The organism is Stenotrophomonas sp. 364, from assembly GCF_009832905.1.
Lineage (GTDB): Bacteria > Pseudomonadota > Gammaproteobacteria > Xanthomonadales > Xanthomonadaceae > Stenotrophomonas > Stenotrophomonas maltophilia_AP.
Genome location: NZ_CP047135.1, coordinates 987,348 through 1,011,264 on the forward strand (window position 1 = coordinate 987,348; position 23,917 = coordinate 1,011,264).

Annotated in this window: 22 protein-coding genes; 12 read left to right on the plus strand and 10 right to left on the minus strand. The window is 61.6% G+C overall.

Features of this window, described 5'->3' with window-relative positions; all coding sequences use genetic code 11:
• Window positions 1-16 precede the first annotated feature (16 nt).
• Window positions 17-196 carry a hypothetical protein gene (locus GQ674_RS04660; protein WP_159496147.1) on the plus strand — a complete coding sequence of 60 codons (180 nt, stop codon included), beginning with the start codon at window positions 17-19 and terminating at the stop codon, window positions 194-196.
• Window positions 197-264: 68 nt separating this feature from the next.
• Here the strand turns inward: GQ674_RS04660 and GQ674_RS04665 are convergent, their stop codons facing one another.
• The 5 genes from GQ674_RS04665 to GQ674_RS04680 form a co-directional block, all read right to left on the minus strand.
• Window positions 265-918 (minus strand): response regulator transcription factor, encoded by a 654-nt coding sequence (locus tag GQ674_RS04665; protein WP_236546274.1) that lies wholly within the window; start codon window positions 916-918, stop codon window positions 265-267.
• A gap of 684 nt (window positions 919-1,602) precedes the next feature.
• Entirely contained in the window at window positions 1,603-2,151 is a 549-nt protein-coding gene (locus tag GQ674_RS04670) for an isochorismatase family cysteine hydrolase (RefSeq protein ID WP_159496149.1), read from the minus strand.
• Window positions 2,152-2,170: 19 nt separating this feature from the next.
• Window positions 2,171-2,809: a DUF6766 family protein gene (locus tag GQ674_RS21490; RefSeq protein WP_201290217.1), complete on the minus strand. Its 639-nt coding sequence runs from the start codon at window positions 2,807-2,809 to the stop codon at window positions 2,171-2,173.
• Between the two features lie 528 nt (window positions 2,810-3,337).
• Entirely contained in the window at window positions 3,338-3,832 is a 495-nt protein-coding gene (locus GQ674_RS04675) for a DUF892 family protein (protein WP_159496150.1), read from the minus strand.
• Window positions 3,833-3,912: 80 nt separating this feature from the next.
• Window positions 3,913-4,341: a low affinity iron permease family protein gene (locus GQ674_RS04680; protein WP_159496151.1), complete on the minus strand. Its 429-nt coding sequence runs from the start codon at window positions 4,339-4,341 to the stop codon at window positions 3,913-3,915.
• Window positions 4,342-5,025: 684 nt separating this feature from the next.
• On the opposite strand from GQ674_RS04680, the gene GQ674_RS04685 reads away from it, so the two are divergent.
• The 7 genes from GQ674_RS04685 (at window position 5,026) to GQ674_RS04715 (ending at window position 12,780) form a co-directional block, all read left to right on the plus strand.
• Complete coding sequence (locus GQ674_RS04685) at window positions 5,026-5,988, plus strand: Ku protein (RefSeq protein ID WP_159496152.1); 963 nt, start codon at window positions 5,026-5,028, stop codon at window positions 5,986-5,988.
• Between the two features lie 190 nt (window positions 5,989-6,178).
• Entirely contained in the window at window positions 6,179-6,457 is a 279-nt protein-coding gene (locus GQ674_RS04690) for a hypothetical protein (RefSeq protein ID WP_159496153.1), read from the plus strand.
• 327 nt (window positions 6,458-6,784) lie between these two features.
• A complete protein-coding gene (locus tag GQ674_RS04695) occupies window positions 6,785-6,961 on the plus strand; it encodes a DUF3606 domain-containing protein (RefSeq protein WP_159496154.1) in 177 nt (58 codons plus the stop codon).
• A gap of 12 nt (window positions 6,962-6,973) precedes the next feature.
• Window positions 6,974-9,571: a DNA ligase D gene (gene ligD, locus GQ674_RS04700; protein ID WP_159496155.1), complete on the plus strand. Its 2,598-nt coding sequence runs from the start codon at window positions 6,974-6,976 to the stop codon at window positions 9,569-9,571.
• 41 nt (window positions 9,572-9,612) lie between these two features.
• A complete protein-coding gene (locus tag GQ674_RS04705; protein WP_159496156.1) occupies window positions 9,613-10,422 on the plus strand; it encodes an OBAP family protein in 810 nt (269 codons plus the stop codon).
• A 131-nt stretch (window positions 10,423-10,553) separates the two neighbouring features.
• A complete protein-coding gene (locus GQ674_RS04710) occupies window positions 10,554-12,329 on the plus strand; it encodes a YbhB/YbcL family Raf kinase inhibitor-like protein (protein ID WP_159496157.1) in 1,776 nt (591 codons plus the stop codon).
• Between the two features lie 100 nt (window positions 12,330-12,429).
• Window positions 12,430-12,780 carry a hypothetical protein gene (locus GQ674_RS04715; protein ID WP_159496158.1) on the plus strand — a complete coding sequence of 117 codons (351 nt, stop codon included), beginning with the start codon at window positions 12,430-12,432 and terminating at the stop codon, window positions 12,778-12,780.
• Between the two features lie 27 nt (window positions 12,781-12,807).
• On the opposite strand, the gene GQ674_RS04720 is transcribed toward GQ674_RS04715, so the two are convergent.
• The 4 genes from GQ674_RS04720 to gcvA form a co-directional block, all read right to left on the minus strand.
• The gene (locus tag GQ674_RS04720) at window positions 12,808-14,490 is read right to left on the minus strand and encodes an ATP-binding protein (RefSeq protein WP_159496159.1); all 1,683 of its coding nucleotides are present in this window, start codon (window positions 14,488-14,490) and stop codon (window positions 12,808-12,810) included.
• Window positions 14,491-14,506: 16 nt separating this feature from the next.
• Window positions 14,507-15,223, minus strand: coding sequence for a response regulator transcription factor (locus GQ674_RS04725; protein WP_159496160.1), 717 nt, complete (start codon window positions 15,221-15,223; stop codon window positions 14,507-14,509).
• A gap of 26 nt (window positions 15,224-15,249) precedes the next feature.
• Complete coding sequence (locus tag GQ674_RS04730; protein ID WP_159496161.1) at window positions 15,250-16,050, minus strand: MipA/OmpV family protein; 801 nt, start codon at window positions 16,048-16,050, stop codon at window positions 15,250-15,252.
• Window positions 16,051-16,705: 655 nt separating this feature from the next.
• Entirely contained in the window at window positions 16,706-17,650 is a 945-nt protein-coding gene (gcvA, locus tag GQ674_RS04735; RefSeq protein WP_159496162.1) for a transcriptional regulator GcvA, read from the minus strand.
• A 101-nt stretch (window positions 17,651-17,751) separates the two neighbouring features.
• On the opposite strand from gcvA, the gene GQ674_RS04740 reads away from it, so the two are divergent.
• From GQ674_RS04740 to GQ674_RS04755, 4 genes are all read left to right on the plus strand, one after another.
• Window positions 17,752-18,606 (plus strand): MBL fold metallo-hydrolase, encoded by an 855-nt coding sequence (locus GQ674_RS04740; RefSeq protein ID WP_159496163.1) that lies wholly within the window; start codon window positions 17,752-17,754, stop codon window positions 18,604-18,606.
• Entirely contained in the window at window positions 18,603-19,463 is an 861-nt protein-coding gene (locus GQ674_RS04745) for an MBL fold metallo-hydrolase (protein ID WP_159496164.1), read from the plus strand. Before GQ674_RS04740 ends, GQ674_RS04745 begins: the two co-directional genes overlap by 4 nt.
• 59 nt (window positions 19,464-19,522) lie before the next feature.
• Window positions 19,523-20,221 carry a hypothetical protein gene (locus GQ674_RS04750; protein WP_152153247.1) on the plus strand — a complete coding sequence of 233 codons (699 nt, stop codon included), beginning with the start codon at window positions 19,523-19,525 and terminating at the stop codon, window positions 20,219-20,221.
• A gap of 350 nt (window positions 20,222-20,571) precedes the next feature.
• Entirely contained in the window at window positions 20,572-21,870 is a 1,299-nt protein-coding gene (locus GQ674_RS04755) for an alpha/beta fold hydrolase (RefSeq protein ID WP_236546187.1), read from the plus strand.
• Between the two features lie 883 nt (window positions 21,871-22,753).
• On the opposite strand, the gene GQ674_RS04760 is transcribed toward GQ674_RS04755, so the two are convergent.
• A complete protein-coding gene (locus GQ674_RS04760) occupies window positions 22,754-23,872 on the minus strand; it encodes an alpha/beta hydrolase (RefSeq protein ID WP_159496165.1) in 1,119 nt (372 codons plus the stop codon).
• Window positions 23,873-23,917: the final 45 nt, after the last annotated feature.

A 23,917-nucleotide genomic window follows, 5' to 3' on the forward strand; every position in this document is an offset into this window, starting at 1 on the left:
AACATGGAGAATGATCATGGGCAATCAGAATCAGCAGAATCCGAATCCCGGTCAGAACCAACCGGGTCAGCAGAACCAGCCGGGGCAACAGGGGCAACAGGATCGCGATACCCAGCGCCAGGGTCAACAGCAGCAGGGCCAGAACGACAAACGCGAGCGGTCTGGCCAGCAGGGCGGCAAGGACGAGGAAGAGTAAGCTTCCGAAACGTTGATGAGACAAGGGCTCGGCCGTTCAGGCCGAGCCTTTTCTGTATTAGGGAACGCTCAAGTCAGGATTCCGTCTTCCCGGGCCACTCGAACCATCTCCAGCGAGTTGCCCACATTCAGTTGACGCATAATGGCGCGTTTGTGGGATTCCACCGTGCGCGTGGAAAGATGAAGCTTCTGCGCGACGTCTTGGGCCCTCATGCCCAAAGCCACGTGCTCCAGGACCTGCAGTTGCTTGGCGGTCAGCATCGCCTGCCGCCTCTTGGGAGCTGCAGCTTCCGCTTCCGCCTGCGAGGCAAGAAAGCTCGCTGCTACATACGTGCATCCGTCCATGATGCAATCGATCGCGCGAAACAGCTCTTCGCTGCTACAGCGCCTGTGTAGAAATCCCTTCGCGCCGGTCGCTATCGCCTGGGTCACAGTGTCTGGGCCGGCCTCTGCTAGGAGAAACATGAAGGCCGGCGCCCCCTCCTGCTGCAGCGTCCTGTCCATCAGAGCTATGCAACTGGCGCCAGGCAAGTAGAGATCGGTTATCACCAAGGTCGGGCGGACTCGGCTGACAAGCTCTTGGAAGCGCGGCGCCGTTGAAGCAATCCAGATGCGTGAGAACCGGCTTTCCAGTAACTTTGCGATCCCCTCCGCCACCAGTGTGTGCCCGTCGACGAGCAGAAGACTACCGAACTGCTTACGCTCCGGCGGGTTACAAGCCATATCCACTGCAGCGTTCCTCGTTCGGGGGTATCCAAGCTAGCAGACCCGGTGACTACGGGGAAAGGGCATGGGCGACGGGTATTCGTGCTTGGCAGCTAGACGGGGACCGGAGGGGGGCGCTGTGCTGGGCATGTCGGCTAGCAACCACAGCAAGAAGACGCCCTTTTCGAGAGTAGGGCGAATTTTTGGACTTGATCGGGCCCGCGACTCAAGCTCATCCAAGAACGCGGTGTCAGACGCGAAGTCAGTCACGGAGGGCGTCAAAAGTTCAGCCGCCGTCGCCAGCTCTGCGGGGTCAAGTAGGGCGTCGTCGCAGACGAGGGAGATCAGCGTGGTCTTGTCCAAGGCGGTAAGGCCGAGCTGTGGCGGTTTGGCAATCATTACCCATACAAAGCCTGCATCCACGAGCTCAGTCGCCCGCGAAGGGGAGGGACGAAAACCCTGTGCCACCATGCTCAGGTCCGTCATTAGGCTAGGGCTTTTTTCTTCGAACGCCAACTGCAAGCTCCCGTGTCGTATGGAAAATGTGTCACCGACTGTGGCCGCCATCAAGCGCATCGTTAATGAACGCCCAAGTCCCTTCTCGGATAGGAGAGGTTCTTTCCCAGTGAGTCGCCGACACTTCTCAGTGCAAGCCAGCATTGGTCGCGTGGGCAGGGCGTCTTGGGCTGCGGCTGAAGGACTCTAACCGAGGAGGTAGCGATCTATCGGCACCACCTTTGCTGCCTGAGAGTCCTCCAGCAGTTGCAGCGCTCTCGCCTTCCTTGCTCCGATGCCCGCGATTGCCTCTGGAACGGCAACCGTCTCGTATTCCCGGGAGTTGCTGTCAAAGCAAGTTGAGGCAATGCAGGAGTCTGCGGCCATCCCGCACACCACCAATTGATTGCATCCCAGCTTTGCGAGAAGGACGGCTAAGGGGGTTGCCAGGAACGCGGAGTGCTTGGGCTTCAGAACGAAGTAATCATCAGGAGCAGGGCGAAGCAGAGTTGCAATCTTCGCCGAGACGCCGTCCGCAGCCAAGCACTCTTGAACCAAATCCTTGAAGTCCATCTGCCAGTTTGCAAAATTATCATTGGCGTAGATAACCGGATCGCCCTCGTCTTTGAAGTGCTGCCGGAGGCGGGCGATGGCCTTTGAAGCGCTCAGCGCGCTGCTCGCAATCAAGTCGGCCTCCGGGAAGTCAAATCGACTGAACATGTCAACGATGAGCAGGGCGGGCGTCGTTTTCTTCATGCGCGGCTCCCGGAGCCGCTCAATCGCCCGTTTGGCTGTGGGGAGCAGCCATCGGCTTAGACTGAGGTGAATCCTTTTGGCGAAGGAAAATTGTCAATATCACCAATGACAACACTGCCAAGAACTCACTCTGCCAGTTCTGGAACGACTCAAACCAGAAACTGCTGCTCCACAAGTGTTCCCAGCACGTGGGAGGCGGAAGTCCTTTGGAGGCCATCTCGTCAACTTCAGCGCGCCAGCTGCCGGCCAAGTGGAGAGAGAAGCTCATTAAGAACAGAAGCCCGAAGGCGATAGCTAAAGAATGCCCATAGAGAGCCTTCCACGCTCCCCCGCGCCGCACCGGCCATGGCGTGGGCCCATCTTCAACACGCTCTTCTTCCTCATCGGGAGAGAGGGGCCTGGATTCTGCCGACCCCTTCTGGCGAAGGCTTACAGTCAAAAGGACATACATCCCCATCTGCAAGAACTCGCTTTCCCAATTCTCGAACGTGGCGCTAACGAAGTGACCGCTGTGGAGATACTCCCATAGCCCCAACAGGGGCCTGTGTGCCTCCTTGAGCTCTTCATTGTGTGCCAAGAAGCCGGTCCAGATCTGTCCCAACAAGAAGCAGATGAGTAATAGGATCAGGACTATCGATAAACCGTTTCTTTTCCACATGGCCAGTAGTGCCTAATGTTGTGCGTCTGCCAGACCGTGGGGGAGGTATGGAGCCGATGGAACAGGGGACTGAACGAAAAGGCTACACCCCGGCGTCGCCTTTTTTCTAATCAACCTGCAAAGCCTGGCGTTCCTCCAGAGCTACCGACGTCACCGAAGTTCGGCTGGGTGCTGCCCGATGGATCGGAAGCATTCCCCGACCCGGTTTCACTGCCCTTGACGCCCTTGCCAGGGCTAGGCGGGTCCCCACTTAGGCGGTGAGCGTCAGAGGAGTCCGAGGCGCTGTCGTCCGCCGGTGGTTTGGCGGGCACAAACGGTGAAATAGGGTCACTTGCCGGGAACGTCTCTTCCAGCGCTTCTCCATGGTTGCGGTGAGTGCGCGCCTCTCGGACTCGTTGCTCCGCAGGCGATTCTCTGGGGTTGTTTTCCCCCGGAAGAGGTGGGTCTTCTTGATCTCTTTCCACGGCTGACTCCTGAAAAGTGCAGGCAGCACGAAATGCTGCCGCAGCGGTGCGGCAGCGCTCGGAACTAGGCGGCCGCAGCAGCCGCGTTCCCGCCGGACTGCGCCAGCAGGGTTAGCTTTTCGTCGGTCGCCTTCTCTTCTTCAAGCGTCTCGAGAAGAAGCGGAATCGCGGCCTTATAGCCCAGCTGCCTGGCCAACGCGGCGATGGTGCCGTAGGAGGCAATTTCGTAGTGTTCCACCTTTTGCGCCCCGCCGATCAAGGCCGCGTCGCGGACCGGTCCTTCTTCAATGCTGTCGATCGCTTCTTTGCCTTCCTCGACAAGCCCCTCCATCGCGGCACACTTGATGCGCTTGAGACGGATGCCCAGCAGTTCGACGACCTTGTCGATGCGCTCGATCTGCCCTTGCGTTTCCTCCAGATGAGTCTCGAAGGCGGCAGCGAGGTCCGGATTGGAGGCCGCACGAGCGAAGCGAGGCAGGGCTTTGGTGAGCTGCTTCTCAGCGCTGTAGATGTCAGACAAATCGTGGATGAAGAGGTCTTCGGCAGTCTTAATCGCCATGTCAGCGGTTCCTAGAGTGGGTGGGTGTTAGACGCTATGCTTCGCGACGTTAGTTTCGATCGGGTTGGCGTGAAGGGGGACTACACACCGGCGGGTTCCTCTTCCTCGCACGCCCCAGGCATGCAGCGGTCTTTCTTGGCTTTCAGGTGAGCGGCCGTCTTAGCGAGCTGCTCGTAACGCTGGCGGACCTCCTCCAACCTGTCTTGGTCCATTTCCTCCAGATTGAGCAGTTCGTCGTTCGCGTTGTGCGTGGCGCGGATCAATTCGTCAAGCTTGATATGAATGGCCGCGGTGTCTGCGTTTTGGGTGTGTTGGATCAGGAAAACCATCAGGAACGTTACGATCGTCGTGCCCGTATTGATGACCAGCTGCCACGTGTTGTTGAAACGAAACAGCGGGCCGCTCCCTGCCCATACGACGACAACACCCAAGGCGGCTACAAATGCACTCAGCGATCCGGAAGCCTTGGAAACACTGCAAGCAACCCGGTTAAAAAAGACGTTTCCCATGTGCTCATTCATCGAGGGGTGGTGGAAGGACCATAGGAACTCTCTCGTCTTCGCTTGGTGAGCGTTATGGCAAAGAAAAGGCAAGAACCTAAATAGTTCAGGTCCGGGTGCGCCACGTCACGGTTCACAGCAGCCGAACCGCGAATTAAGGGTTTTTTCCATTGCTATCGCCTGACTGCGACGGCCGAGGAACGAGGCTGAACTCCTGAGCGGAATGAGGGCCGGGGCATGACTCCTGCCATCGTGCGTCGACTTGAGATCTGGGCCTCAATGAAGGGTTTTCGCTGTCTTACGGTGCGTGACGCAGCGGAGCATCTTCAGGAGTTGGTGCCCGGATTCCCGGGACTAGGGGACGGGCCGACGAAGGTCTCGCCTGACGGTTGTCGTTGATTTGACCACGAGATGGAGGCAGTAGCAGACGCCATCTACCAAGCCGTGAGCTGCTCAAGCGATTTGGAAGAGACCTTGGAAAGCGATGACTGGCACGTGGATCGCGACAGTTCAGGAAGGTGGTCCGTTCCAGGGATCTGTCTGCGGGAGTGGCCAGTCAAACGCCCGCTCTTGCCGCCCTCTCGGCAAGGCTGGTTTCTGCGGTGAGCCACGCCTTGGCGCACCGTTCACGGATACGCGACGGTAGGGGCGATAGAAGGAGGGAACGACCGGACCACGGCCACAAGGATTGCTATGGCCAGGCCTATCTGGAGTGGATCGCTGTCGTTTGGTCTCCTCAACATTCCGGTATCGCTGATGTCAGGGGAGCGCCGAACTGATCTCAGCTTCCGGATGCTCGACTCCCGAGACAAGAAGCCGATTCGATTTGAGCGGGTAAACGCTGACACCGGCGAAGAAGTACCGTGGAAAGACATTGTCAAAGCCTTTGAATACGACAAGGGAAGCTACGTTGTCGTGGAGAAGGAAGACATTGCCGCTGCGGCCCCGGAGACCCACGAATCTGTGGACGTAGAGGCGTTCGTCGACGCATCCAGCATCGGTCTGCGGTTCTTCGAAAAACCTTACATCCTAGTCCCGGGGAAGAAGGCCGAGAAGGGTTATGTCTTGCTTCGGGAAACGCTGAGGGACACAGGAAAGGTCGGCATCGCCCGAGTGGTGATTCGCACCCGCGAATACCTGTGCGCGGTCATGCCTGAAGGTGACGCCTTGGTCCTCATCCTGCTTCGATATCCTCAGGAATTGGTAGCACCGGATGACTACAAGTTGCCGGCTGGACAGACGGGTGATTACAGGATCGCTCCCAAAGAAATGGAGATGGCTAAGCAGTTGATCAACTCGATGACCAGTAAGTGGGCCCCGGACAGCTATCACGACGAGTTCCGCGAAAGGCTTTCGGCAATCATTCAAAAGCGGGTCAAAGATGTAGGCGCCACAACCAAGTTTGAAGAACCCGCGCATCAAGAAGACACCGCCACGAACGTGGTTGATTTCATGTCTCTCTTGCAGAAAAGCCTGGAGACGAACAAGCGCACGCCCGCCAAGAGTGTTCCCGTAAAGACGGCCTCCAAGGCTCAAGCAAAATCGGGAAAGGAGGAGGAAAAGGGTGCGCCGCAAAAGAAGGCCGCCAAGAAGGCCTCCCTCAAGAAGGCTTCTCCCAAGAAGACACCGGTCAAGAGGGCGCGCAGGTCTGCCTGAATGGCGCACATTAAGGCAGTGGACGTTCTCTGGCTCACGCGACGCGCACGCCGCAACGTCATTGGATGTAGGCCGCTTACCCCGAGGCTGCCGGTGTTTTTCGTCTCCGAAAGGTCGGCTGCGTTGTGGGTTAACGCGGCATTGGCGTTCATTGCACATAATTTCCTCCTTCTATCCGAAGGAAGCAGCCATGGTCGCGACATCTAAGCCTGTTCCAACGCCAAAAGTCGTGCGCGTCGAAGCAGTGCCGGTTGAGGTGGGAGGCGCTGGCGTAGTGGTGGAGCTTGACGCTCCGGTGCCTAGGCGGTGGCTGAAGGCCCTCAAGAGGGAGATGTCTCGCGCGGAAGGGATGCAAGTAGCGTCGGCGAAGTTTGATGGCTACTTCGTCTATATCCATGGCGTGGCCTTAGACCCCCCAAGCGCGGCGAGGCGGGTAAGCGGAATGCTTGCTACAGTCCAGGCGGGCTGAATTTCGGAAGCGATGCATTAACCTGCGGCGACCAGATCGCTCCATCCGAATAGTCATCTTCCCCGAGATCTTTTCGCGGAGCATGCCCCGCCTTCTGCCCCGAACTGGTCGATCGTCTGCAAGTGCCACGCTCACCAAGCCTTTAAGCAGTGCCCTTGCCCGGCCCTTGCCTGCTGGTGTGTCTAGTCGAGCTAGGACCTTATGGATGCAGCGAAGTGGCGACGGGCTGCCGGAGGAGTAGGTGTGAAGGGGTGGGCAACGTCAATTCACGGGGACCCGACGGGCGCAGGGCTAGAAACGGGCTACTTGCCAAGGAGTTACAGCGCCATGAGCGACGAGAAAAAGAAGACTGGAACGCCCGATCGCGACCGGATCAATGTCAACGAAGACTACGAGGTCCAGTATTGGACCAAGGCGTTGGGCATCACGGCTGCTCAGCTCAAAGAGGCGGTCAAGGCCGTCGGTCCCACATCGGCTGCGGTTCGTAACCACCTGGGCAAGTGACGGGCGCGGGGCATGTCCCTCACCGAATACCGCCGCAAGCGCAGCTTCAGCAAGACCAAAGAGCCCGAACCCGGCAAGGCACTACCCGCCGGGCAGCGAGCCATCTTTGTCGTGCAATTGCACCACGCCAGCCGGCGCCACTACGACTTTCGTCTACAGGTCGGTGACGCTCTCAAGAGTTGGGCTGTGCCCAAAGGGCCAAGCTACGACCCGAAGGTCAAGCGGATGGCTGTCGAGGTGGAAGACCATCCCGTCGACTACGCTGGTTTCGAGGGCGAGATCCCCAAAGGCGAGTATGGCGGCGGTCATGTTGCTCAGTTCGATCACGGGGTCTGGGCCACCGAAGGGGATCCCGAGGCCCAACTCGCCAAAGGGCACCTGCGCTTCGAAATGTTCGGATCCAAGCTCAAAGGCGGATGGCACTTGGTTCGATCCGGCAAGCCGGCGCGCCAGCCGCAGTGGCTTCTCTTCAAGGAGGACGATGCCTACGCCAGCCAGGTCGAGGCCGATGACCTGTTGGGGGATGTCGCCGTGCCCCCTGCCGCAGACCTCAAACGGGCCGGCAGCGGGAAGCCCGACAAGAAGCGACTCAAGGCGATCCCCCTCGCAAAACCCGCTCGACGCGTGGATTGGGCCAAGAGGGCGTCGGCGCTGACCGGTGGTAAAAGGGCCGAGGCCCCCCAGGGCCCGTTCGAACCCCAGTTGGCCAAGCTGGGCGAATCGCCCCCAAAGGGCGAGCAGTGGGTTCATGAGATCAAATGGGACGGCTACAGGATCCTGGCCACGGTGGCGGAAGGCGAGGTTCGCTTGTGGTCGCGCAACGCGTTGGAATGGACCAGCAAGATCCCGGAGATCCGTGACGCCATTGCTGCCTTGGGGTTGAAGTCCGCGGCCCTGGACGGGGAGCTGATCGCGGGGCGCGGGACCAAGGAAGACTTCAATCTACTTCAAGCCACCCTATCTGGGGAGCGCCAGGGTGCGCTGTCCTATGCGCTCTTTGACCTTCTGCATATCAATGGCGTGGACATCGCCGATGCTCCGCTGCTGGAACGAAAGGCGCTCTTGGAGGAAGTCCTCAAGGGAGCCCCGACCCATCTGGCCATGAGTTCGCACATCGCCGGCGATGGGGAGGCGGCCTACCGTTTGGCGGGTGAGCAGCATTTCGAGGGCATCATCTCCAAGCGCGCCGATCGCGGCTACCACGGCGGCCGGGGCGAGGATTGGAAGAAGACCAAGCAGTTGGCCAGCGACGAATTCGCCGTGGTCGGCTACACCGCGCCCAAAGGAAGCCGCACCGGTTTCGGATCGTTGCTACTGGCCAAGCCCGACCCCAAGCATGGATGGCTCTACGTGGGGCGCGTCGGCTCGGGGTTTTCGGACACCCTGATCGGGGAGCTGACGGCGCTGATCGGCACCGCCGGCGGGAAGAAGCCCACCGCCCATGTCCCAACGACAGAGACCGACTTGCGGGCCGCCACCTGGTTTGCACCCCGGTTTGTCGTCGAGGTCTTCTACCGAGGCATTGGCGGGCAACAATTGCTGCGCCAAGCGTCGCTGAAAGCGGTGCGGCCCGACAAGGACGTAGCCGATCTGAAGGACTCGGATCGGAGCAACGATTCCGGCGGCGGTGCTGCATCTGCCAAGCCGAACAAACGCGGGAAGCAAGCCGTCACCGAACCCGAGCGCGGTGTTGCCGTCAAATCCACGAACAGCAAGGGCAGGGCGGATGCTGGAGAGCGGGTTCCCCCAAAGCTCTCCAGCCCGTCCAAGGTGATCTTTCCCGACATCAGGGCCACCAAGCAGGATGTGTGGGACTACTACAGCGCGGTCATGGACCATCTGCTGCCTGAGATCCTTGGGCGTCCACTGTCGATCATCCGCTGCCCAGCTGGGACCGGCCGGCCGTGCTTCTTCCAAAAACATCACACTGCGGGTCTGGAGTTGGTCATCTCGGTGAAGCTCAAGGAAGATAGTGGGATCAATGCCTACTACCTGGTGGTCGAAGACGCTGCCAGCCTCTTGGAGCTTGTGCAGTTCAACGCCTTGGAGTTCCACCCTTGGGGCAGCCGCGCCGATTCGCCCGACTGCGCTGATCGCGTGGTGTTCGATCTTGACCCAGGCCCGGACGTGCCGTTCTCGGAGATCAAGAAAGCCGCCACCGACATTCGGAAGCTCCTTCAGCAGTTGGAGCTGGAGTCCTTCCTACGCGTTTCCGGAGGCAAGGGCTTGCACGTGGTGGTGCCCCTGAATCCCGGATGCGATTGGGATCTCACCAAGCGGTTTGCCCATGGGTTCGCGGACGCCCTGGCACAGTCCGAGCCGCAGCGATTCTTGGCTACGTCGACGAAAAGCCTGCGAAACAAACGCATCTTCGTTGACTACCTGCGCAACGGGCGGGGTGCCACCGCTGTTGCGTCGTATTCCTTGCGAGGTCGGCCAGGCGCGCCCGTGGCAATGCCCATCGCGTGGAGTGAGCTGTCGAAGCTCACCCGGGCCGATAGCTTCACCATGAAGGACGTTCCCGCCAAGCTCAAACGCAGGCGCAAGGACCCTTGGGAAGGTATCGAATCAATCCAACAGAATCTGGCACGGTGGGCGCAGGACGACTGATCCCACTTACCAGCTGCCGTCGCTTTTCAGGAGGAATCACTATGCGTCGATCCATCGTTTGCGCCGCCGTCGCGTTTGTCCTGTCTGCGTGCGGGGGCGGGAACACAGAGTCCAGCGTCCAAGCGCCGGGGACCGAAGAAACCGCGAAGACCAAAGCGCTGGACGCTGGCGCCGCGGTGCTGCAGGACCGGCCTCCGGTCGACGCCATCAACGCCTATCTGGACGGCTTCCATTTCTACAACGGTCAGATGAAGGTCCAGATGGAAGCGCACCACTACTGCTCCATCCTCAACGAGGATGTCATCCAGTGCACGATCTACGACGGCAATGTGAAAGACGCCAAGCTGATGGGGGTGGAATACATCATCAGTGAGAAGCTGTTTGCAGGCCTCCCTGAGCAGGAAAAGGCGCTGTGGCACAGCCATGTTCAAGAGGTGAAATCGGGTCAGCTCATTGCGCCAGGGATTCCCGAGGTGGCCGAGCATGCGCTGATGGATAAGCTCATCCACACGTATGGCAAGACCTGGCACACCTGGCACACAGACCTGGACAAGGATCTGCCCCGAGGCATGCCCCAATTGATGATGGGGTTCACCGCAGACGGCCAGGCGGACCCAGCCATGGTCGCTGCCCGTGACGCAAGGTTGGGCGTCAGTAGTGAGGACAAGCGGAAGCGCCGTACCGACATCGTCGCGCCCCCCATCGATGCAGGAGCGGATGCTTGGCAAAAAGGGAGGGTCATCCAGATCAAGGACCCGGCCGCTGTTCATGCTCACTCTGGCAAGGACAAGCCCGATGCGACGTCGGACCCGGATGCTAATGCAACGTCTACGGGAACTTCCCAAAAGTAGGGTGAAACGCCGTCAGGACTCAGACCTTCGGAATATGGACTGATCACGCGGCGCTCGCAATGCTTTCGCGGTCGCTTGATCGGTGCGGCACGATCCTTCAGGTCCCGGTTAACCTTTTGGAACGCCCGCCCATGAAACGGACCCTCGTATGCGCCGCCCTGCTCACGACGTTAGCGTGGCCGGCCCTTGCTCAGCAGGGCGACGGGACGGATGTCCCCGCCCGGGTCAATACGTTCAAACCCGACAAGGTTCCGGCGACCGACGAGCGCATCGCCGGCCTGAAGGTGCCCCAAGGCTTCGAGGTAAAAGCCTTCGCCAAGGATCTTCAGAACATCCGCATCATTGTCGTGGCGCCCAGCGGCGACATTTACGTTTCCCGCCGTGACCAAGGGGACGTGTTGCTGCTAAAGGACGCCAACGAGGATGGGGTGTTGGATGAAGCCCCGCGGACCGTGGCTCACCGTCCGAGTGTCCATGGATTGGCCATCGGCGACGGCCACCTCTACATGGCCACGGCGACCGAAGTGTTCCGGGCGCCTCTCAACCCCGATGGGTCTTTGGGAGCCATTGAGCGAATCATCAATGATCTCCCGGACGGTGGGCAGCACCCCAACCGGACGCTGGCGTTCGGCCCTGACGGCATGCTGTATATCAGCGTGGGTTCCTCGTGCAATGCGTGCAATGAATCCAATCCTGAGCACGCGACCCTGTTGCGCGCCTCGCCGGACGGCAAGAGCCGCACGATCTTTGCGAGTGGACTGCGCAACACCTTGGGCTTCGCTTGGGATCCTAAGACCGGCGAACTGTGGGGCATGGATCACGGCATTGATTTCCTTGGCGACGACGTTCAACCGGAGGAATTCAACCACATCGTCAAAGGCAAGCAGTATGGTTGGCCGCATATCTGGGGCAAGGATGGGCAGAATCCACAGAGCACACCTCCTGGGGAAATCACGAAGGCCCAGTGGGCTCAGATGAGCGAACCCATGGTCTTGGGCTATACCGCGCATGCGGCCCCCATGCAGCTGGTCTTCTACACGGGTAACCAGTATCCCGCCGGCTTCCGAGGCGACGCGTTCGTCACCATGCGGGGGTCATGGAATCGGAAGCCGGCCTCGGGCTATGAGGTGGTGCGGATTCGGTTCCGCAACGGGCAGCCGACCGCATTCGAGCCGTTCCTCAGCGGATTCCTGACCGATGAAGGCCGGACCCATTTCGCACGCCCAGTGGGCTTGGCTGTCACGCGGGGCGGGGCACTCTTGATGGGTGACGACGCCAACGGCGTTATTTACCGCGTGAGCTACAGCGCTGGAAAGGCCACCCCTGCTGCCCCCGCTGCTCCCCCGGCGCAGTCCCTTGAAAAGCAGGTGGCGACCGGAAACGGCGTCCCGTTAGCCCTCGATCGCGTGGCGCAGGCCACCGCGGTTGCCGTCCGGTCCCCGGCCTTCCAAGCCGGTCAGGCGCTCTCCTCTCGTTTCAGCGCGTATCACGAAGGGCTGTCGCCGCCGCTGATATGGGATGCAGTGCAGAAGGCGGTGACCTACGTGGTTATTGTCGAGGACCCGGACTCCACGCCCATCAAGCCGTTCGTGCATTGGGTCGCTTGGAACATCCCCGCATCCGTAACCAGCTTGCCGGAGGGCGTCCAAGTCCAGCCCCGGCTGACCAACCCCGCAGGGCTCCTCCAAGGCGCAACCAGCCGCGGTTCCGTAGGCTACTACGGGCCCAGGCCCCCGGTGGGCGACCCGCCACACCACTATCACTTCCAGGTGCTGGCGCTGGACAGGACACTCGACGTTCGTCCGGGCGCGACGCGGGATGAGGTCCTTAAGGCCGCGGCGGGACACGTCTTGGCAAAAGGCGTCGTCGTCGGCACGTATCAACAGAGCGATGCGCCGCTGAAGTGAAGCAACCGAGATAGCCCTTCGGCATGCGCCCCATTGAGCTGAAATCCAATGGGGCGCGATGACCCAGGGAAAGGTCAGCGCTTCGCGATATAATGCGACCATGACCAGTGCATCCCCAGATACCGGTGCGCCCAGACTTCTGGGCTTCGACGTCCCTGATCTACAGGAAAACGTTGATCAAACGGAAGACGAGGCAATCATTGCCATGCTGGACGTTGCGCCGCATCCCAGCTGGCTTGCCCTGTTCGACGCGCGTATTGATGCGTTGAAGAACGACTTGGGCGTGGCCGGGGTGGAAGTCGACGGCGCCTCCATCCGCTTCTACGGCTCCATTTCAGACGGAAGGCGATTGGCGACCGCGGTAGCGTCGCTGATCAACGACGTGACGTTGGACTACCGAGCCCAATCCAGTGCAAACCGTGGACCCTCGGGTCCGGCAAATCCAGTCTAGGCGACCACCTGCGTAAGCAACGTCGGCCTAAGAAGCGCTCGTCCCATGTCGGCGCGCGAAGTCCTCAAATCGGACTAGGCTGATGGCTTGGTGCTCGCCACACTTGGGACAACGGAGCGTGGCACCGCCATCCAAGGGTTCAAGCCCTTGAGCGGGCGTGGCTGTGAACGCCGCACTGCATTGAAGGCAGCGACAAAAAACCCTTGTCAACTCCAAGAGTCGGTCGTCCTCACTTCTCAGACCTTCAACATCCAGAAGGTGGAAACGACCTGTATTGGGCACTGTTGCTCTCTCTCTAGTAGGCGGGCAGGACGGAACGCATGGCGTTTGGGCTAACACTCCCGCCTTGGTCGCCCGAGAATACTCAGTGGGTAGGTCGAGGTGAGACTCAAGTGGCGGGTTTGTATCCACGACAAATCGCGCACCTCTGTCTTGGGGTGCATCATAACGGAGAGCCCATCCGTGGGAGGTGCAGATTTCCAAGCAGATCGCCAATCCAAGTCCAGCCCCCATGCTGTCCCGCGGCTTGGCTCGCCAGAAACGCTTGAACAACAGGGGCTGCTGCGAAGGGGCTACGCCGGGGCCGTCGTCCTGCACGGAGAAGCCCCCAAGGAATAATTCGATGCGCACTCGACCGCCCAGGGGCGTATGGTGGATGGCGTTTTCAATCAGATTCTTGGCCAGCACAAACACTGCCGACGCATCCGCCAGCACCGGCACTTGCCCGCATTGGTCGTTCACTTCAACCGTCACCGTGCGTTGTTCGGCCATGCGTATCAGGTAGTCGGCCGCATCCTGAAGGATCGCCGCAAGGCGAACCGACTCGAAGCTGTAGTTGTGCGCCTCGCTCACTTCCGCCAGATGCAGCAGCTGATGGATCTGGCGCGCCATATGCCCGGCGTCCTGCAGCAGCAGTTCCCTATTGGGCGCGTTGCTCAGCTCAATCTCCGCGGTTAGCAGGGACAGGGGCGTCTTCAGTTCATGCGCCGCCGCAGCCAGGAACTCCTGTTGAACCCGAAAGCCGTTTTCCAGCCGGGCGAGGGCGCCATTGAAGGCCTCCAGCAACGGAATGACATCGGCGGGAAGCCCCTCGCTGCGGAGCCGGGTTCCTAAACTTCTGGGGTTCACCTGCGCGGCGACCGCCGAGACCTCCCTGAGAGGAGCGATCATTCGCCTGATGGTCCAATACACCACGATCGCGAAGGTCAAGAGCGCCAAGAGCAGCGTCGTCAAGCCCGCCCTGAGGTAGAGCGTGCCCGCGTAGTCACTGAGTGTCAGCACGAGCCGATCACTACGCGCCACCCGGACAACGTAGCGATGGCCTTGGAGGTCCACTGGCCCTTGCATCACTCGAAGACGAACGACCGTCCCATTGCTCGGCACCATCATCGAGTCAGAGCCTGTAGGCAGCGCTGTCAGGGCATCCAAGGCCGGGCCGGGCGAGCTTTGGAGGACAGTGTTTCCGGCACTATCGACGATGCAATAGGCAGAGTCCTTCGTCATGGCGTCGTAAGCGTTGACGTTCTGTGGCTTCAAGTCGACGAAGAACTTCCCTTTCGCATCTCTTCTTGTTCCTTCGATCAGGTGATCAAGCTCCTCTTGCAGTTCCGTGCGAAGTAAGCGCTCAGGCAGCTTAGGAGAGGTCATGGCGAGCATGACCAAGATGGCAGGCATTGCGGCGACCAGCACCGCCAGCATGGTGCCGATCATCAAGCGCGCGGTCAGGCTACGCGGCAGCATCGGAGGGGAGGAGAGAGAAGCCCAAATTGCGCACGTTGATGAGGGCAAGCGGGGCGTCAATCGCAGCAAGCTTTTTCCGTAGGCGGTGCAAAGCGACGTCCAAGGCATTGGGGGTGACAGCGTCTGAAACGCCCCAAGCGGCAGCCTCCAGTGCGGTGCGGCGGACCACTTGGCCAGCGGCCCTCACCATCAGGATGATGAGTTGCAGCTCTGCCGGTGCCAGACTGATCTGCTCTTGATGGTGCCGCATGCAGCTGAGTTCGGGCAGGATCTGAAGACCGTGGTAGCTGAGATGAAGCTCGCGGAACTCTGCGGGCCGTCGCATCAGCGCTCGCACACGCGCTGTGAGTTCTTCTATGGCAAAGGGCTTGGGCAGGTAGTCGTCGGCCCCCGCGTCCAGCCCGGCCACGCGATCATGCAGCGCGTCCTTGGCGGTCAGCATCAGGCACGGGAGCTGATTGTCCGCCGCGCGCAACCTTCGGATCAGGGTCAAGCCGTCGCCATCGGGTAACCCGCGATCTACGATGGCCAGCGCGTAAGGAAGGCGCAGCAGCCCGTGCCAGGCGGCCTCCAAGGTGGCGAACGTGTCCACGGCGATGCCTGCAGCCCCCAGTCCACGCTCGACCAAGCTGGCCAAGCGTGGATGATCCTCAACCAAGGCAATTCGATTGGAAACGGCCGGGGCGGGCACGGAGGGGACCATGGGGGCTCAGGTTTTAGTATGAACGATCAGAAGCTCCGGGATATTCCAAAGCGCACCCCGGCGGACCCGTTCGACTCGGGCTCCAAAAGGGGGCTGTCCACCAGTTCGTTCGGCAGGAACTTGTAGTCCACGCCGCCGAGCACCCGCCATTTGCCCCCCAATGGGCGGGAGAAGCCCACGCTGACTTGGGGAACCAGCGCTGAGCCGGGCTGGTAGCTTGCCACGCCCCGACTGATTTCTTCGTCCAGGGTCCCGTAGTAGTAGTTGACCAGATCCTTGGACATCCATCGAACCCCGGCACCAGGCACGATCGTGGTGCGCCCCCATTGCAGGGCATAGCCGTAGTCCACAGCAAGCTCGTAACCCCCACTGGTGTCGGTTACGTCGGCCAAGGCGCTGACCTTCAGCTCCCCGGCCCGCCCTCGCCAGCTGGCGGCCACGCCGGCGTCGAGCCCGTCATCGCGGTCCTCCAAGGCAGTCGCGTCCAGGCCATTTCGGGCTAGGCCGGCGCGGGAAAGGTCCTTGATGTCAAACCCGTCGAAGCGTCCAGAAAGGACCGCATCCAAGGAGAAGGCCTCGCCCTGGATGAGGTGAACCCCTCCAGACAGCCCGCGCCAAAAGAAGCGCTGCCCGTCAAAGGTCACCAAGGGGAGGGGGCGAACGCGGGTGCCCTCGCCGACATAGGGGCTATCGCGGACAGAGACGGCGACGCCTAGGGACCATCGGTCGTCTTGAGCATCGGCGAGCAAGTCACTGCTGCTGGAAACGCCTTGGGCCAGGGCAACGGTGGGGAGAAGGAGCGGAAGGGCGAATACGGACTTGAGCATGAAAGTAGCGTCGTGGGAGGACGCTACGAGCTTTGGTCATCCGAACTTACAGGGAACTTACTAACGCGGGGTCCGGGGCTTTCCGTTCAGTGAAGGCCATCCAATCGCGCCAAGATCCAGCGACTGGCTGTGGTCACCCTATGAGGTGGCTACCTCGTCATTGCAAGCGGCAGCGATGGCGCCCTGGCGCAGATGGACTTGCGTGCCGAAGTCACCTCTCGGGGAAGCGGCTTCGACGCCGACGTCCCCCCACCGGTGGGGCCTTGGATGGCCGACAGCCGAGCGTTGCTGACGGCTTGGTGGCAACCGCAATGGGCGCACCGGAACAGTGCACCGCCAGGCAATTGAACCAGGGAGCCCGTTCCTGAGGATGAGGTCGCCTTGCACTCGCCACACTTCATTGTCAGGGCGAGGATGCGCTCCACATCGCCCGACGAGGCATAGATCGCTTCAAAGGAGCGGATAACGAAGGATGCTGACGTGGGCATCGCTGCTCCTGAACAGGGGGGGGGCTGAAACGCAGCATCTCCGCCTGAGCGTGATGGGGGTGTAGTGACGGACCACCTCCTCTCCGGAGCGGATGCCCCGGCTCCCTGACTCTGGCGCCCCCGAGCCTGCTCACCGGCTTCGGACCGGCCCTTGATTTGTCGAGGGGTCAAGGGGCACCGGTCTGCTGCAAGGCGGGTGAGGAAAGAGTTCCGGTGGCTTCCGCCTGCAGCCAGTGACAGAAGGCGTCTGTTGCGCTTTTACGACGTGCGGCGAGCGGGCGGACCGCCCAGAACGCATACGCATTAGGCAGGCTGCCGTCGAACGGCCTAACAAGCCGTCCTCGCCGCAGATCTTCTTCTACCAGGGGAGCCAATCCCAACGCAACGCCGTGCCCGTTGACCGCTGCCTCCTGGGCCAGATAGATACTGGGAAACAAGGGGCCGGCGTTAGCGGATACGCCCTGCAAGGCAGCCGCCTGCAGCCAGGCCGCCCAATCGGGAACGCCCGGGCGCCCTTCAGCGCTTTGATCGTGGATAAACGCGACATGGGCGAGATCGGCAGGCGATGCAATCGGCTTTCCATCCCTCCGTGACGTGCCCGGGGCGCACACCGGAAACACAGGGGCGTCCATCAACTTCTCAACCTGCACGCCCGGGTATGTCCCCAGGCCGTATCGGATCGCGACATCAACTTGGTCCTGGCCAACGTCGACCAGCTGATCGGTCGTCAAAAGCCGAACGTGGATATCCGGGTGGGCGTCGTGGAACCGATGAAGCCGGGGCGCCAGCCACTTCGCGGCGAAAGACTCCATGGTGCTGACGCGCAGGTGGCCGGGTTCAGCCGGTGCGGCTCGGTCCAGTGCGAGATCGAGCATCCCGAAAATCTCGGCGAGGGACGCCGCAAGGGTGGCGCCCTGCGAGGTGAGCGTCACGGCCCGGTGGCCGCGCTCAAAGAGCTCGGTGCCCAGATAGGCTTCGAGTCGTTTGACCTGGTGACTCACCGCCGCCGGTGTGACAAACAGCTGGGTAGCGGCCTTCTGGAAGCTGAGGGATCGTGCTGCGGCCTCAAACGCTCTCAACGCATTCAAGGGAGGGGCGTGGCGAGGCTTCATCGGACGTTCCTACCTGCACGGTTGACCGATCTTATCAGGTTAGTTTTAGTAATCTGAAGGTCAAATCTTCTCGTTTGTCGCCGTCTGCGTACCCGTCAATCATGGCGGCCTCCATTCAACGGGAAGCCGATGTGCATCTGAAACCGCTGGGGCCTGACGTGTTCTTGTGCGTTGGCGCGGACCACCAATCCGTTGCGACCGTGTTCCTCGATGATAACGACGCGCTGCTGGTGGATGCACTGGGAAGCGCAGCCGACGCGGCTGCGTTGCGCGTGCTGATCTGCGACGAGCTGGGGAAAACGGTGCGCGTCATCGTCGCCACCCATTTTATGAGCGACCACATCGCGGGGCTCTCGACCTTCCCCAATGCCATGGTCATCGGGCACCGCAATTACCGCCACACCTTTCTCTCACAGAACCGCCGAGTTGACGCGTTCTACCGCGAGCCGCAGGTGGTGTTCGACAGCGCGATGCGTATCCGCTGGGGCCGCCATGAGCTTCGCCTGCTGCACAATCCCGGCAAGACATTGGATCACATCAGCGTGGATGTTCCCACCGCCGACCTGGTCTGCGTCGGCGACAACATCGTGGGGAACATCGTCTACCTCTCAAAGGCCGACCCGGTCCAGATTCGAACGGCCATTGGTCGGGTGAAGCAGTTCGGGCGCGGCACCGTCGTCGGCGGGCACATGGGCTGCTTTGCCGCCGCCGTGCTCGACAACGCACTGCACTACCTGGACCGGATCCGCCAGAACGTGGTGGCGATACGCGCGCAAGGCGAGGGTGAATCGCTGGCGTCCCGGTTGGCCACCCTTCGGATCGGGGACTGCCTGGCGCCCGGCGTCGAGGCAAGCGCGTTCGAAACGGCGTGGCATCTGCGCAATCTGGAGGCCATTGAAGTTCAGGGCATCTTTGAGCTGGACACCTACCTGGCCCGTTCGGCGGATGTCGCATGAGCGGCGACGTGCCAGATGGCGCACGCATGGGCCGTCGCGTCTTTCTCTCCGGCCTCGCCGCTGGCGCCACGGCCGCGCTGTTGCCGGTCTCCCACGCCGTCGCACGGCCAGCGTCGGACGACCTGCGGATTCAGCGCCTTGCCTGGGCGGGCATTCGCCTGCAGCTGCCAGGCTCAACCTTGCTGATCGACCCCCTGACCAATGCTGCGGAGTGGGGCAGGGCACTGCCGGACGTCCTGGTTCCCGTTGAGGGCGGGGTGGGCGACACGACGGTCTTGCTGACGCATGTCCACTCGGACCACTTCGACGCCGGGGCTGTGGCGCAGGCACTGCGGAACGGCGGGAGCCTCATCTACCCCGAGGGAACCCATCCGCTTCCCATCCCTGGAGGTGCCCGGGCACGGCCAGCACGCCTTTGGGAGCCGCAGTTGTTGGGTGACTTCACCGCCACGGCGGTGCCCGCCTCGGACGGATACGGCGACACCCAGGTCTCCTGGGTGGCGTCGGCGGCCGGCCGCCGGATATTCCATGGGGGAGACACGATGTGGCACGGCCACTGGTGGAAGATCGGCCGTCAACTCGGACCCTTCGATGTGGCGTTCCTGCCGATAAACGGCGCCAGGTTCGGATGGCGCAAGCCTGTCAACGGACAGCCGGGCGTTCTGACGCCCGAGCAGGCCATCGCCGCCGCAACCGTCCTGGGCGCGCGGCTTCTCGTCCCAATCCACTACGGCATATCGGGGGTTGATGAGTATCAGGAAGTAGACGATCCTCTGGACGCTCTGGTCAGGGTGGCGCGGGGAACTGCCATCGACGTCCAGTCAGTGCAGCCGGGGGCGTGGGTGACGTGGAGTTGAGGTCTTGCTGAAGTGTCAAAGCGCTACGCCAGAAGCCATTAACCGCCACGGGAACTTGTATGAAGAAACTTGCCTTCGCCGTTTTCCTCGCTTCCATGTTTGTCTCTCCTCTCTCAAATGCGACGGAGGATTCAGCCCCGTCCCGACCCTCTCTGGACGCGCTGCAGCGCATCATTGAGTCCCGCAGTCCGGAGACAAAGGTCGCTAAGCCCGACCATGATCGGATCACTGCACAGCGCATCGATATCGTCGATGAGAACGGGGTCATCCGCATGACACTTTCAGGCCGGACGCCGGCGCCGATCATCGATGGGATCCAATACCGCCGGGCGTTCAACGTCGCCGGGCTGGTGCTTTACGACGACAAGGGCAGCGAGCGGGGCGGCTTCGGAACCGCCGACGTGGCCGGGGGGATGGCCGTTCTGGCCTTGGATCACCCGGCGATGGATGCCATCGGCTGGCGCGTCTCGCCGGACGGCGAGGTGGCGTTCTCGATCAACCAAGCACCGCCGCTGCTGCGTGAGCCTGCCCTCGACAACCGCTTGGTTCCCGGGGTTAAAACGTCCACGCGCATCCGAATGGTGGTGGGTGCAGACGGTGCCCCTGCGATCGCATTGAACGACAAAGCCGACAAGACACGCCTGCGGCTGACCGTAACCGAAGAGGGATACGGCGCCATCGAGTTCCTCAATGCAAAAGGGGAGGTAATTCACACCCTGGCGCCAGAGGCGGAAACGGGACTGGCGAGGGTGCAATAGGCACTGAAGCGCAGCCGGTGTCCAGAATGAACTTTGCCTGGTGGGCAAGCGGTGCTGGTTGACGCTGTGACGCCCGAGGCTGGCCTCCTGCATGGAATCCCGACGCATTGGGGTGAGAGGCCAGCAGCGTTTGGCAGCCTGTCTGCCTAATCTCAACCCCCAATTGGAGATCAAGCCATGAGCACACGCTGGAGCTACCTGACTGTTCAAATCGAAACGAATCCGATAGGCGAACCGAAGGGCGATCCCAGACGAAGTGAATCGGCAAGGGCGGCCGCGCTCGGAACTGAACGACGCGGTCCACCTGCCGTCGGCGCCGGCGGCGCGGATTCTCAAGAAGGAGGTGCGAGATGCGCGCACTGACACGTTGGGGCATGGGCATGATGCTGCTTTTCACCGCCACGCTCGCCCAAGCTGCGCCGCCGGCACAGACCGCTGCCGCCCTGCTCGATCATCTTCAGGCCGGTGAGGCTACCGCGGCCGAGGCGATGTTCACTCCAGAGATGGCAAAGGCCGTGCCGGCGGCGCAGCTGCAGGCCCTGTGGCAATCGTTCGGCGCACTGCAAGATCGCGGCGCGGCACAGGTCACTGCGCGCGGCGAGGTGAGCGTGGTGACACAGCGGCTGAGGTTTGCGGTGGTCGACATCGACACGCAAGTAGCGGTAGATGCCGGCGGCCGCGTTGCCGGCCTGAACTTCAAACCGGCGACCGCACAAGCGCCGCCAGCGCCCCCAGTGCCAGCCGATGCAAGTTTCCAAGAGCTGCCTTTCGACGTGGTGTCTGACAAGGGCGCCCTACCGGGCACGCTGGCCCTGCCCAAGGGCAAAGGGCCGTTCCGCGCGGTAGTGCTGGTGCACGGGTCCGGTCCACAGGACCGCGATGAAACGATTGGACCGAATCGTCCGTTCTTGGACGTAGCGCGCGGATTGGCCGCCCACGGGATCGCGGTGCTGCGCTACGAAAAGCGCACCAAAGCACGGCCGCAGGAGTTCAGCGGCAACGACTACACGATGGACGATGAAACCACCAACGATGCCGTCGCGGCCGTCGCCGGCCTGGCCAAGGCCACCGGCATCGACGCGCACCACGTCTATGTGATGGGGCACAGTCAGGGCGGCATGCTGGCGCCCCGCATTGCGCAGCGCTCGGGCAAGGTGGCGGGGCTGGTCCTGTGGTCAGCGCCGGCCCGCTCGCTGCTGACCGTGTTGCCGGAACAGAACCGCTACCTCTTGGGCTTGGATGGGAGCATCAGCGCCGACGACCAGGCCATCCTGGACAAACTGGACGGGCAGATCGCCGCCGCACGGGGCACGGCACCGGTTGCTGCCAAGGACCTGCCACTGGGCGTGCCGGCGAGTTACTGGCGCGCGTTCGAGAACATTGATCCGGTCGCCGACGCCAAGGCCTCAGCACTGCCCATTTTGCTGCTCCAAGGCGGCCGTGACTTCCAAGTCGTGGATACGGACTGGCAGCTGTGGCACCACGGCTTGGCTCGCCAGCGCCAAGCCAGCTTCAAACACTATCCGGCGGTGAACCACCTGGGCGTCGCCGGCCAAGGCCCGGGTTCGCTGCAGGAATACAACACGCCCGGCAACGTCCTTCCGCAGCTGGTGGACGACGTGGCACAGTGGATTGAGGCACAGCGATGAAGGTTTGGACGGCGATGGTCGCGGATTGGGCCGTAGCCCGCCCACCTGCATAGCGGCTGCTGTGGTTGGTGGGTCTCGATGCTGTGCGTAGCGGTGATGCTTGCCGCTGGCATGCAATCGACGCGGCGCGCCCCCATGGCCTCAGCTTCGCCTTGCCATTCTTGGTGACGGCGCGGTTGATCTGGGCGGGGCTGCAGCTTGCCCGGCTTCCACTCCGGGCAATATCTGAGCGACCGGAGCAAGGCGTGCTGCTTGGTCACCGATACCGACCGCGCGCTTCCATTCGGCTGCGAGATGGCAGCGCTCTGTCGCTTTCACCCTCTCTTTATCCCCTCCCTCTCCCTACCCACGTCGCGCGTCTCTCTTGCATCCGGTCAATGAATGAGTCAGCAAGTTAGGTGGTGCACGGATGATCTCGACGTAAACTGGCTTGCAGTTGACTCTGAGCGGTCCGTGGCAGGAGAGACACGGGTAAATTCGTTTCAGGCGGGGAGGCATCGGGAAGAGGCCGACCCATCACGGCGATAGAAGATCCAACAATTGATACAACCTCGTGTCGAGCTCAGCGCGATTCGATTTCTTGGCTACGGCGCCAATGGGCACCCGCAGTTCAGGGTCAGGCTCTCGGAAAGCGGGCGGGGCGCCCTTCGCAGTTTTTCCATGAATCGGGCGGGCACGTGGATCCATTTGGATTTGGACGGCGCTCGTCTGACATCGGCCTTTATTGGTCCCGCGATGGATCTGCAGGAATTCACTGCTAGCGTCGATCGGCCTGAGCTGGCGGCCAAACTCCACGCAATCGCGCAAGGGCTGGTAGCCCTTCCATGGCTGGTTTTGTGGGCATAAAAGTGCGTGGAACTTACTCTTTGGCGGGCCCCCTCATTTAAGGTGCTGTATCGCCTGCGCGTTCTGCAATGGGGCGAACTTGTTGGACGAGGGTAAGCAGTGTCTTGCCCGGCTCTTCAATCATGACCTCGTGAGCAGACTGTTCAAACCAGATGATCTGCTTCTCGGGAGCGGTGAGCTTGTCGGCCCACTCGGCGGCCAGTTCCGAAGACACGTTGTGGTCATGACGGCCCAAGAACAGAAACACGGGTGTGTCGATGCGACGCACCGATGACATGTCCAGGGTTAAGACCTCCGACAGCAAGTGCTCCATCGAGAAGTCGTTGCCGTTCCAGATGGCCGCGACGTCGGCATCCGAATACTCCGGGGAGAGCTTTATCGCTGCAGCTTCCGCATCGCCGCCACGGCGGTTGTGAACCATGCCCCCGTAGTGGTTGAGCCACTTGCGCTGTTTGAAGAGGCTCTGCAAGGGAACCGGCGCGGCGCCTTGCGCATACGGGGCTAGCTCTTGGAGCTCGGCAACTGCTTTCGCGTTTCCGTCCTCCTTGGCTTGGTGAAGGGTCCACGCCCACCCGCGCCGCTCGCTCTCCGGGGCGTTGGATATCTGTCCGATGCCGATGTAGGCATGCAGCCAATTGGGATGGCGTTGCGCGACCTCCAGGCCGAGGTAGCTGCCCCAAGAGTGGCCCAGCAGGAAGATCTTCTCCTTTCCGAACTCCCGCCGCAGCCATGCAACCATCTCCTCCGCATCGGCGACCATCTGTTCGCGCGTCATGGAGGGTGCTATCACGGACGGTTCGTTAGCGGCGTAGGTCTTGCCAGCGCCGCGCTGGTCCCACTGGACGACCGTGAAATACTCTTCCCAGCCGCGTTGAAAATACCAACTGGTGGGCATCGATACCCAGCCCGGCCCGCCATGGAGCATGAGAAGCACTGGATTGCGACGATCCGACCCACGGATCGATACCCACTGATCGATGCCGCCGATGCGGACCTTCTCCAGCCGCTCCACGCCGTCGTCCGCAACCACTCGGCGGATCTCCGCGACCACTTTTACGGCATCGCTACGGCTTTCAGGCCAAGAGGCGGCGGACGAGTCGAAAATCGCAAGCCCGGCAGCTGTCAGAGTGAGGAGCCAGAGGATTCGATTGCTCATTGGAATGGAAGAGCATGAGGGAACAGGTGCGAGTATTGTGACGCA